The following is an 11,620-nucleotide window of genomic DNA, read 5'->3' as shown; positions in this document are numbered from 1 at the left end:
AAGTATATTCATTAAAAATAAAAGTGCATATAATAATAGCAACTATGGAAGCTTGTTATATGTTATAAACTTATATATTTTATAAAAAAATTAAGAGGTGAACAAAATGGAAGAAAAAGAGATAATGTCTTTTAAAGATGAAACTGGAAATAAGGTTGATTTTGAAGCAATAGCTAGAATTTATTTAGATAAAATAGAATATCTATTACTATCACCAGTTGATGATTCATCAGAAGATGCTAATATTTTTGCATTTAGAGTAGATACAGATAAGGATGGTAAGGAAGAGTTAAATATTGTTGAAGATGATAAAGAATTTGAAGCAATAAAAAAAGAATATAAAAAATTATTATATTAGGAGAGGATAGTAAATGAAAAGTTCTGAGATAATAGATTATTTAGAAAAAAACGGATTATCTGAAATTGAAGAAATAGGTCAAACTGATGAATATGCACTAATTAAATTCTTTTATGATTTTGATAAAGAAGAAATAGATGCAGCTGAAAATTATGCCAATGAAGAATGTGATTTTGATGACGAGAGTGATGAGTGGTACAATGATTTTTATATGCCTTACTTAAAAGATATTGCTATGGATAATATAGAAAGCATAATAGAAGATTCTATGGAAGATTTAGATGTTGAAGGAAAGTATAGGCAAGTAGAAAATGAGACTAGAAATTTGGGATACGTAAAGTTTATAGCAGCATTCGCTAAATGTGATAGTGAAGTAGATTTAGACGAAGTTTTAAATGATTATAATGATTAAAAAAAATAAATAATAGTATAATAATTCTATTGAATTAAAACGAAGTTATGATATAATAAAAGTGTAGTTTTCCTAAGATGTTCGCATAGCTTATTATATTCAACCTACATGACATTTTCGGGATTTGTGACATACTTATGTCTGTCAGGCTTCTCTAAATTAATTTACAGAAGAAGACAAAATTAAGTTGAACTTAACCCACCTGCGAGGCGCAGGTATGAATATGTAAGTAAACGGCATGTTGGGAGCTATTGTTTATGAATTAAAACACCTCATTATGAGGTGTTTTTTTATTCTTTAGTAAATTATAAAAATCTTAAATCTGTGGATAATTTCTAGAATACTATGTTTTAAAGGTGTAGTGAGTACCCCTAAAGAATAAAAAATAATCATATGTAAAAAATGTAAAATTCAATTATAGATAATTTAAAGTATAGATTAATTTATAAATAAAGAGTGAATTTAATAATAATAAGTCATTGATTACTAGATTGGAATTAATATTCTAAATACTAAATATCAATGACTTATTAATTTAATATAAAAGTTAATTATTAAAGAGAGTAATAATAATTTTTATAGTTAAATTAAGCAATTGCTAATCTAACCATATCTAATTTATATTTTTGGTGTTTATGTTGTAGAGAGAGTATTTTTTGATATTTTGCAATATGCTTGTCTAAATTTTTAGATAAAACAATCATTAAAGTGTTTCTTGGATTAAACCAAACTAATAAGAAATTAAGCAATTTTTTTCTAATGATAATTTTTCTTTTTAATTTTAGCAAATCTTTAATTTTCAATTATATCACCTCTTATATTATTTATTATTAAACTAATAACACATGTATACTTTCTTAAGCAGTAAATTGAATTTTAGGTCAATTAAGTAATTTATGTAAATTAATTATAAACAAAATGTAGCCTTTTGTAAAAAGATTTCGCTATACAATTACCGACATTAATTACCAAGAAAATGAGGTTTAAATACACAATATTACAAAAATAGAAATAAAGTACAAAAAAAGAAATAAATTCAAGAAAAAAATTATCTTAAAAATTTACAGAAAAAACTAAAAAATGTATATTTTCAAAGCAATTTATAATGATCAGTATAATAAATATGTTTAAAATTACACAATAAAATAAAAAATAATGTCGTAAGTTTTTTTGTTGATTATATTTTTAAAAATAGGTAAAATTAGTGATATAGAAAGAGAAAGGATGTATTTTAAAGTGAAGATTGAAAATATGAAAATAGAAGAAGTAATAGAACAAATTAATTTATTATATAAGAAAAGTAAAGAGGCAAGTTTAACAGAAGAAGAGAAGGAGTTACAACAAAAATTAAGAAAAAGATACATAGATAATGTAAAGAAAAACTTTAGAGCTCAATTAGATGGTATAGAACTGAAAAATAAATAAAAGGAATGATGGAGAGTGGCGGTTTCGGTTAAAAGATTGATAAATGATTTTGATTTAGAAGTATTAGTTGAAGGAAATGAAGATATAAAAATCGAAGTAAATGATGTAAATAGACCAGGCTTACAATTAGCAGGATTTTATAACTACTTTGCTCCAGAAAGAATACAAATTATAGGTAAAGCTGAATGGAGCTTCTTACAAGATATGCAAATTGAAGTAAGAAAGAAAAGAGTTAAAAAATATTTAAGCTTTAATATAACTTGTTTAATAATAAGTAGAGGTTTAGAGCCACATGAAGAATTTATTAAAGAAGCAAGAAAGAATAATATATGGGTATTAAGAAGTAAGTCTGTAACAACAAAACTTATAAGTAAAATAACACTATATCTAGCAGATAAATTAGCTCCAGAAACTAGATTACATGGGGTATTAGTTGATGTTTCAGGAATTGGAATATTAATAACTGGAGAAAGTGGTATAGGAAAAAGTGAAACAGCCTTAGAACTTATAAAAAGAGGTCATAGATTAATCACTGATGATGCTGTTGATATTAGAGAAAGTGATGGAACATTGATAGGAAGTTCACCTAAGATAACAATTGGTATGTTAGAAGTAAGAGGAATAGGAATTATTGATGTTACTCAACTTTATGGATTAAGTTCTGTATTAGAAGAAAAAGAAATAAAACTAATAATGCATTTTGAACACTGGAAAGATGACAATGATTATGATAGATTAGGAATAGACAATCAATATATGGACATATTAGGAATTCCTGTAAAAAAATTAACTGTACCAGTTAGACCAGGAAGAAATATTGCTGTAATAATAGAGGCAGCAGCAGTTAACTACAGATATTCATTGATGTCTAAAGTATCTCCTGTTGATATAATAGAAAATAGAATGAGTTCAGTAAGTGATGAAGCTTAAAATTTAAACTAAGTTTATTTAAATATATGATAAGTTTTCTTTAAAGTAAAATTTATCAAAAGAGAGAAGAGAGGATTAAATATGAAATCAGAAAAAAACAACAAGAATGTATGGAATAAGTATGAGGAAAAGGGAGTAAAAGAAATCTTTGATTTTTGTGATGGTTACAAAAATTTCATGTCTATATGTAAGACTGAAAGAGAATGTGTAAAAGAAGTTATTAAGATGGCAGAAAGTAACGGTTATAAAAACATAGATGATATAATAAAAAATGGAGAAACTTTAAAAGCTGGAGATAAAGTATATGCTAATAATAAAGGAAAAACTATTGCTTTATTTATTATTGGTAAAGAATCTATGGAAAAGGGACTTAAAATTTTAGGCGCTCATATTGATTCACCTAGATTAGATGCAAAGCAAAATCCACTTTATGAAGATAATGAAATGGTATTATTAGATACTCATTATTATGGTGGAATTAAGAAATATCAATGGGTTACATTACCTTTAGCTCTACATGGAGTGGTAGTAAAAAAAGATGGTTCAATAATTGATATTTGTATTGGTGAAGACGAAAATGATCCAGTTGTTGGAGTATCAGATTTATTAGTACATTTATCTGGAGATCAATTACTTAAAAAAGGAAATAAAGTAGTTGAAGGAGAAGATTTAAATGTATTAGTTGGTAGTATGCCTTTAAAAGGTGAAGAAAAAGACAGTGTTAAAGCTAATATATTAAAAATATTAAAAGAAAAATATGATTTTGAAGAAGAAGACTTTTTATCGGCTGAAATTGAAATAGTTCCAGCAGGAAAAGCAAGAGATTATGGCTTAGATAGAAGTATGGTTATGGCTTATGGTCATGATGATAGAGTATGTTCATATACTTCATTAATGGCTATGTTTGATATTGATGAATGCGATAAGACTTGCTGTTGTCTTTTAGTTGATAAAGAAGAAGTAGGAAGCATAGGGGCAACAGGAATGCAATCTAAATTCTTTGAAAATATAGTTGCAGAAGTTCTTGATAAAGTCGAAGGATTCTCTGATATTAAATTAAGAAGATGTCTTAGTAATTCTAAAATGTTATCTTCTGATGTAAGTGCAGCATTTGATCCAAATTATCCATCAGTAATGGAAAAGAAAAATTCAGCATTCTTTGGTAGAGGTATGGTATTTAATAAATACACTGGTGCTAGAGGAAAATCAGGATGTAATGATGCAAATGCAGAATATATGGCTGAGCTTAGAAGAATAATGGAAAAGCACGATGTTTCTATTCAAACAGCAGAACTTGGAAAAGTTGATGCTGGTGGTGGTGGAACTATCGCATACATTTTAGCTCAATATAATATGGAAGTTATAGATTGTGGAGTAGCACTTTTGAATATGCATGCACCATGGGAATTAGCGAGTAAAGCAGATATATATGAAACTATGAGAGGCTATAGAGCCTTTTTAATAGAAGCATAGAAATAAATAAAAATTTTAATTAAAGGTTTTGTTTTTAATAGGTGTTGATATATACAATAAGTTAATTTTACTTATGTATATATCAACATTCTACTAAAACATAGCCAAAGCACTTAAAAAGTTTTCTAAGTAAATTGAAGGCATAGTCATGCTTCCAATATCACCATGTTTTTTATCATCTTTTAAATTACCATGAAAATCTGAACCACAAGAAATTAGTAAATTATTTTCTCGGGCTATATTTATGAATTTCTCTTCTTCGTCTTTTGTATTTTGAAAATAAAATGCTTCCAATCCATCTAAATTCATTTTTAAAAACTCATCAATTTTGGAATTGCTTATAAGTTTTGGATGAGCTAAAAACACTAATGCATTATATGATTTTAAAAGGCATATACCATCTTTAGTGGATAATTTTAGAGTAGGAACATAAGCTTTACAATCTTTGCCTATAAAGTTTTGGAAGATATATTCGTTATCGTATGGATAACCTGCATTTATTATTGCTCTAGCAATATGAGGTCTAGCTATAGTATCTTTTCCATTAGATAATACGTCATCAAAATTAATTATTATGTTAAATTCAGTTTTAAGTTTTTTAATAATTTCTTTAGCTCTTATAATTCTATGATTTTTAATTTTATTAAGTTCGTTTATTAGTTCAGAATTATTGTAATTATTATCTTTAAAAAATCCAAGTAAGTGAATGCTTTCATTATTATACTGAGTAGATAATTCTATTCCAGGAATAATTTTAACATCTAATTCGTTACCGCATTTTATTCCAGCATCCAATCCTGATAAAGTATCATGATCTGTAATTGCTAAGTAAGAAACAGAATTTTGTTTAGCTCGTTTTACCACTTCAACAGGAGATAATAATCCATCTGAACATGAAGTATGTACATGGAAATCTATTTTATACATATATATAAACTCCTTTCTGTTATATAATTTTAAATTAATTATTTTTATTCTTTAAAAAATTATAAAAACTACATTAACTAGTCTGTACTAAAATGTAATTAGAATTAACAATATAATACCATTAATATAAGAATACTATACAATAATTATGAAGATTTTGAAATCATTTTTATAAAATAAGAGGATATTCCAAATTAAAGTTGTTATTTTGAAATATCCATTTATTTTATTTTTCAATAGGCTTAGACTCAGTATGAATGCAAAAATTAAATAAATTATATCCAATAGGTAGATTTTCCATTGATACTATATCTTCTGTATAATTACCATCCCAAGGTGATAAAGTTATAAGATTTGAATTAAAGACTTTTATTAAAAAAATATTATCCTTAAATATTACTTTAATTCTAAAAGGTTCTCTTTCATTAATTGCATCAGAAGTTTCTAAATAATTATCAGTAATTAAACTATTTAAAAAGTTTTCTACTATAAGTTTTTCATCATCAGTAACTTTAATTTCTTTATATAAATTTTTATCAAATACATAAAGTGAAAACTCTTCATTATTTAATACTTTTTTTGTAAGCTGTTCAGTATAATAATGATTATTAGGTTTTTTAGAAAAATTTATGTATTTAGCATTTGATAAACTACAGCCCATCATAATTGTGGTATTTAATAAAATTAGTAAGATAACAATAAATTTTTTCAATGAATAAACCTCCTAAAAATTACTTTTATTTAATAAATTTATTCAAATTAATCATGTTTAGAACTCCAGTTTTTATATTATGAAATTTAAATTAAGGACATATTTTAGTAGAGTGTTGATATATGTATAAGCAAAGCTGTATGGAGTAATTAAATGTAATTTTAAATAAAATAAATTTATTATTGTGATATTTATAATTTTAATGAGTATGAATTATACAAAGAGATAATAATTTAAAGGAGGATATATGCATATTATTGCTACAGTAGGACCTAACATAATGGATAAGAAAGTATTAAAAGATATATTTTATAGCGGGGCAAATTCATTAAGATTTAATTTTTCACATGGTAGTAGTAACGAGTTTTTAGAATATATTGAAATGGCAAAGGCAATAAAAGAAGATGTAGTTATAATATTAGATTTATGTGGAAGCAAAATAAGAGTGTCTAATAAACTTTGTGGTGTATACAAAATATATGACGAGGAAAAAGTTTATTTTTGTGGCGAAGATAAATATAAAAAAGTAAATCAAAAACTAAAAAATAATGATAAAATAGTTCCTTTGAATATAAATAATAATATTTTAATGGAAAATAAGTATGATGAAATAAGTATTAAAGACAATACTATGATATTTAATATATTAGGAGAAGAAGAGGGCTTTTTAAAGGCAATTACTGTAAGAGGTGGAGTTGTAAGAGCTGGCAAAGGATGCAATATAAAGGGTTTTGATAGAAGTAAAATAAAGCTTAACTTAAAAGATAAAGAGGATATCAAATTTGGAATAGAACATAAAGTAGATATAATATGTCAATCCTTTGTTGAAAGTGATGATTGCATAGATGAAATAATAGAATTTGTAAATTTAAATAAAAAAGAAAAGTATAATCCTAAAATATGGGCTAAAATTGAAACTTTAGAGGGAATAAAAAATATAGATAAGATAATAGCTAAAGTAGATGGAATTATGATAGGAAGGGGTGATTTAATAGCTGAAACTTCCATAGAAGATACACCTATATATGAAGAATTTATAATAAAGAGAGTAAAAGAATATACTAATAAGGAAATTATAATAGCGACACACATTTTAGATAATATGAAAAGTGGAAAAATGCCATGTGTAAGTGAAGTGGAAAGTATATATAATTTTATTAAAAATGGAGTTGATGGTTTTTTATTAGCAGGAGAAACTTCTATTGGTAGAGCACCTATAAAAACAGTTAAATTTTTAAAAGACCTAGTAGAAAAGTATCATGGATAAAAAAATATGTAATATATTAAAAGATGGATTAATGTCTATAACATGGATAATTATAATGATAGTTACTTTTCAATTATTGAAAATGGTTTATAAAATGTTTGTTTTAAAATAAATAATTTAGAGTGTAAGATAAACAATTTTGTTTGTTAATAGAATTGTTTATCTTTTTATGTGTGAATTTAATTATAATATAGTCTGCTATCAATTGTTTTTATAGTAAAGTATTAACGTTTATTTAAGAAACAATCTAAGTCTTGTATTACTAGACTATATTTATGGATTAATCCTAATTCGAGTGTATTTTTTAAAATATCTTCATTTTTATATAAAGTAAGTTTAGATAAATTATCTTTACAACAACAAGCACAACTTAAAATTAAAAATTCAATTTTAGGTTTAATAATTTTAATTAGCTCTGTGTAAGTAAGATTATTTTCATTATATAAAAAATTTATAGGGTTAAATTTATTTTTGTTCATGTCATCTTTTAAATCATCTAATGCATCTATAAGATAAATCCATTTACCAAGAGAGTATCCTAGTGTATATAGTGTATTTCTTAAATTATAAGAATCGTCTTTTAAAGTATAGGGATAGTCTTTAAAAATATGTCCTACTAATGTACTAAATGGATCACATATTTCATCTATAGAGTTAAAGTTCTTATTTTTTTCTAAGGAACTTAAAGTATTAAGGTTTGTTTTAATTTTTGTATTAATGGAACTTATTGATTTTGGAAATTTATTTTTATATTGTAATAGAAAAAAAGCTTCTAATTTGCTTTTTAATGAACAGTCATCTTCAGAATCATCTAATAATTTGTAATAATTTAAAGATATATTCATAAATGAAGCATAAGATAAAGATTTATTATCAAACAAAATAGTTCTTTTATAAACAGGATGAAATAAGCATCTAAATTCATTTATATTTATACTATTATCATTTAATGAATCAAATAATATTGCTAGAAATGTCATATCATAATTTAATGTTATTCTAGGAATATTCCCAAAATTTTTTTTGATTTCATGACAGAGTCCGCAATAATAAGATTTAAAAATGTTAAAGTCTTTTACTTTTAATTCATTTTTTAATGGAGTAACATAACCAAACAAAAAAATGCTCCTTAATAAATTAATATAAGTTTATTATATCACTATTGTAATAAATTTCCATAAAAATAATTGTTATTAAATAAAATTAATCTGTGTTTTGGCACAGTGTTAATATATAAGTAAAGCAAAGCAAAGCAATTAAAGATAAATGGAATACAAAAAATTTCATTTATTTTATTTTTTTATAAAAAACTCTTTACAAGTAATAATTACTATTATATAATAATAACTGTAGAAGAGATACAACAAAAGAAAAATAAATAGATTAAATATAAAAAATTAAAGAGTGTGTATAAATTAAAGAAAACAGGGGGAATTAAATTATGAAAAAATTTGTTTGTACAGTATGTGGTTATGTATATGAAGGAGAAGCAGCTCCAGAAAAATGTCCATTATGTGGAGTAGGTCCAGAAAAATTTGTAGAACAAAGTGGAGACTTAGCATTTGCAGATGAACATGTAATTGGAATAGGAAAAGATGTTGATCCAAGAATAGTAGAAGGATTACAAGCAAACTTTATGGGAGAATGCACAGAAGTAGGAATGTATCTTGCAATGTCAAGACAAGCAGATAGAGAAGGCTTCCCAGAAGTAGCAGAAGCATATAAGAGAATAGCATTTGAAGAAGCAGAACATGCAGCAAAATTCGCTGAATTATTAGGTGAAGTAGTAAATGCAGATACAAAGAAAAACTTACAATTAAGAGTAGATGCAGAACATGGAGCATGTCAAGGAAAGAAAGATTTAGCAACACTAGCTAAACAATTAAATTTAGATGCAATACATGACACAGTACATGAAATGTGTAAAGATGAAGCTAGACATGGAAGAGCATTTAAAGGATTATTAGATAGATATTTTGCATAATACTTAAATTTCAATATATTGATAATTATCCATTAAACCCAAAACTCTATTATAAATAGGTACTAGAAATTTAATTTCTAGTACCTATTTTATTATGTGCTTTAGAGTTAAAGAAAACCACTTGACTAAGCGGGTGGTGGGAGGCTAGTTATTTTCTTTAGAAATTTATAAAATTTTTAAGACCTGAGAGGTAAATAAAATATAATTTAATAAAGTAAATAGAATTGAGAACTAAAAGTGAATATTTAGTACAAAAATTCTTTAAAGTAATTTTCAACTTATCAAAGTTCCTTTTTAATATAGGAATATCCATATATATAAATTGCTAATTAAAATATTTTAAATTTTTTTATAAAAAACTCTTTACAAGTAATAATAATTATTATATAATAATAACTGTAGAAGAGATAAAACAAAAAAACAACAAAAGATAAATGAAAAAATCAAATAAAAAATTAAAGAGTGTGTATATAAATTAAAAGAAAACAGGGGGAATTAAATTATGAAAAAATTTGTTTGTACAGTATGTGGTTATGTATATGAAGGAGAAGCAGCTCCAGAAAAATGTCCATTATGTGGAGTAGGTCCAGAAAAATTTGTAGAACAAAGTGGAGACTTAGCATTTGCAGATGAACATGTAATTGGAATAGGAAAAGATGTTGATCCAAGAATAGTAGAAGGATTACAAGCAAACTTTATGGGAGAATGCACAGAAGTAGGAATGTATCTTGCAATGTCAAGACAAGCAGATAGAGAAGGCTTCCCAGAAGTAGCAGAAGCATATAAGAGAATAGCATTTGAAGAAGCAGAACATGCAGCAAAATTCGCTGAATTATTAGGTGAAGTAGTAAATGCAGATACAAAGAAAAACTTACAATTAAGAGTAGATGCAGAACATGGAGCATGTCAAGGAAAGAAAGACTTAGCAACACTAGCTAAACAATTAAATTTAGATGCAATCCATGATACAGTACACGAAATGTGTAAAGATGAAGCTAGACATGGAAGAGCATTTAAAGGATTATTAGATAGATATTTTGCATAATATAGTGATTAATTATATTATTGCTTAAAATTTAACTTAAATTATCCCTAAATCCAATATTATAAATAATATTTATTTACTGAAAGTAGGTATATGGAAATTTATCCATATACCTATTTTTAGATTTAATACCTAAAACATCATTTGTATATTTTTAATTAATAAAGTGTGACATAGCCTTTTGTTTTTTTATAAATTTATTGTAAACTTATATTGATAATATAGTTGACAATTGAAAAGCCATAATTATATAATATAAGAAACTATTAAGGGGGGGAAAAAGTTATATCTAGTAAATTAATATTAAAGGATCAAATTGTATGTGCAATGTTTGCTGTTATTACAGCTATATGCGCTCAAATTTCAATACCATTTTTTCAAGTTCCGTTTACAATGCAGGTCTTTGCAATTGTACTCTCAGCAGTTATTCTTGGGTATAAAAAGGCGTTTATATCACAAATAATATACATATTATTAGGGGCAATTGGGTTACCTGTTTTTGCAGGCTTTAAAGGAGGAATTCAAGCACTTTTAGGACCAACAGGTGGATATATTACTTCATTTTTATTAATGGTATTAATTATTGGATATTTTTCAGAAAAGTATAATGATAATTATTTTATTATTAGCTTTTCAGGCACATTAGGAATTATAATTTGTTATATTATAGGCACAGCTCAATTAGCGTTTATTTTAAATATAACATTTTCAGGTGCTTTAAAAATAGGGGTTTTACCTTTCGTTATTTTTGATTTAGCAAAGATATTTTTAGGAATATTTTTAGGGATTAATATAAAAAAGAGAATATATATAATATAAAAATATATGAACATATTTTAAAATAGTAGCGGTATATGCCATTTTACCCATTGTATATATCAACACATATTAAAAACATAGCCAAGTATAAAGATGATTTCTGAATAAATAGGAATCATCTTTTTTAAATTCTAAAGTTATATCATGGTTATATTAGGAAAAAGTCAATAAAAACTAAAAAATAATATTATCTTAAGGTTTATTTAAAGATTTATTTAATAGATTGAATATATACTAAATTATGTGTAAAAATATAAATTTTTACCTT

At 25.0% G+C, this 11,620-nt stretch carries 13 protein-coding genes and 1 other RNA gene; 10 read left to right on the top strand and 4 right to left on the bottom strand.

Going from position 1 to position 11,620, the window contains the following annotated elements; genetic code table 11:
- Positions 1-106: 106 nt before the first annotated feature.
- The 3 genes from NG901_RS08815 (at position 107) to ssrS (ending at position 1,022) form a co-directional block, all read left to right on the top strand.
- The gene (locus NG901_RS08815) at positions 107-358 is read left to right on the top strand and encodes a DUF1292 domain-containing protein (RefSeq protein ID WP_252213707.1); all 252 of its coding nucleotides are present in this window, start codon (positions 107-109) and stop codon (positions 356-358) included.
- Positions 359-371: 13 nt separating this feature from the next.
- On the top strand, positions 372-770 hold the full coding sequence (locus NG901_RS08810) for a hypothetical protein (RefSeq protein WP_252213706.1): 399 nt from the start codon (positions 372-374) through the stop codon (positions 768-770).
- Between the two features lie 66 nt (positions 771-836).
- A non-coding RNA gene (gene ssrS / locus NG901_RS08805) (6S RNA) lies at positions 837-1,022 on the top strand.
- A gap of 335 nt (positions 1,023-1,357) precedes the next feature.
- Here the strand turns inward: ssrS and NG901_RS08800 are convergent.
- The gene (locus tag NG901_RS08800) at positions 1,358-1,573 is read right to left on the bottom strand and encodes a hypothetical protein (protein WP_252213704.1); all 216 of its coding nucleotides are present in this window, start codon (positions 1,571-1,573) and stop codon (positions 1,358-1,360) included.
- Positions 1,574-2,006: 433 nt separating this feature from the next.
- Here NG901_RS08800 and NG901_RS08795 point away from each other — a divergent pair, with 433 nt between their 5' ends.
- The 3 genes from NG901_RS08795 to NG901_RS08785 all read left to right on the top strand — a co-directional run bounded on the left by NG901_RS08795 (position 2,007) and on the right by NG901_RS08785 (position 4,598).
- Entirely contained in the window at positions 2,007-2,195 is a 189-nt protein-coding gene (locus NG901_RS08795) for a DUF896 domain-containing protein (protein WP_252213702.1), read from the top strand.
- Positions 2,196-2,210: 15 nt separating this feature from the next.
- Positions 2,211-3,125 carry an HPr(Ser) kinase/phosphatase gene (hprK, locus tag NG901_RS08790; RefSeq protein ID WP_252213700.1) on the top strand — a complete coding sequence of 305 codons (915 nt, stop codon included), beginning with the start codon at positions 2,211-2,213 and terminating at the stop codon, positions 3,123-3,125.
- Between the two features lie 81 nt (positions 3,126-3,206).
- A complete protein-coding gene (locus NG901_RS08785) occupies positions 3,207-4,598 on the top strand; it encodes an aminopeptidase (protein ID WP_252213698.1) in 1,392 nt (463 codons plus the stop codon).
- Between the two features lie 93 nt (positions 4,599-4,691).
- Here the strand turns inward: NG901_RS08785 and NG901_RS08780 are convergent, their stop codons facing one another.
- Together NG901_RS08780 and NG901_RS08775 are read right to left on the bottom strand one after the other, a co-directional pair.
- The gene (locus NG901_RS08780; protein ID WP_252213696.1) at positions 4,692-5,525 is read right to left on the bottom strand and encodes a PHP domain-containing protein; all 834 of its coding nucleotides are present in this window, start codon (positions 5,523-5,525) and stop codon (positions 4,692-4,694) included.
- A 226-nt stretch (positions 5,526-5,751) separates the two neighbouring features.
- A complete protein-coding gene (locus NG901_RS08775) occupies positions 5,752-6,237 on the bottom strand; it encodes a DUF4883 family protein (protein ID WP_252213694.1) in 486 nt (161 codons plus the stop codon).
- 247 nt (positions 6,238-6,484) lie between these two features.
- Here NG901_RS08775 and NG901_RS08770 point away from each other — a divergent pair, with 247 nt between their 5' ends.
- The gene (locus NG901_RS08770; RefSeq protein WP_252213692.1) at positions 6,485-7,504 is read left to right on the top strand and encodes a pyruvate kinase; all 1,020 of its coding nucleotides are present in this window, start codon (positions 6,485-6,487) and stop codon (positions 7,502-7,504) included.
- A gap of 224 nt (positions 7,505-7,728) precedes the next feature.
- Here NG901_RS08770 and NG901_RS08765 read toward each other — a convergent pair whose 3' ends face one another.
- On the bottom strand, positions 7,729-8,622 hold the full coding sequence (locus NG901_RS08765) for a DUF5685 family protein (protein WP_252213690.1): 894 nt from the start codon (positions 8,620-8,622) through the stop codon (positions 7,729-7,731).
- Positions 8,623-8,945: 323 nt separating this feature from the next.
- Between NG901_RS08765 and NG901_RS08760 the strand changes: the two genes are divergently transcribed.
- From NG901_RS08760 to NG901_RS08750, 3 genes are all read left to right on the top strand, one after another.
- Complete coding sequence (locus NG901_RS08760) at positions 8,946-9,488, top strand: NADH peroxidase (protein ID WP_252213688.1); 543 nt, start codon at positions 8,946-8,948, stop codon at positions 9,486-9,488.
- 502 nt (positions 9,489-9,990) lie between these two features.
- Positions 9,991-10,533, top strand: a complete 543-nt coding sequence (locus NG901_RS08755) for an NADH peroxidase (RefSeq protein ID WP_252213688.1) — start codon at positions 9,991-9,993, stop codon at positions 10,531-10,533.
- Positions 10,534-10,818: 285 nt separating this feature from the next.
- Positions 10,819-11,352, top strand: coding sequence for a biotin transporter BioY (locus NG901_RS08750; protein WP_502800128.1), 534 nt, complete (start codon positions 10,819-10,821; stop codon positions 11,350-11,352).
- The last annotated feature ends 268 nt before the right edge of the window (positions 11,353-11,620 follow it).

It is taken from the genome of Clostridium sp. CMCC3677, from assembly GCF_023845585.1.
GTDB lineage: Bacteria > Bacillota > Clostridia > Clostridiales > Clostridiaceae > Clostridium > Clostridium aquiflavi.
Note: the sequence above shows the minus strand (reverse complement) of the source record. Positions and strands in the feature narration are given on the sequence as shown.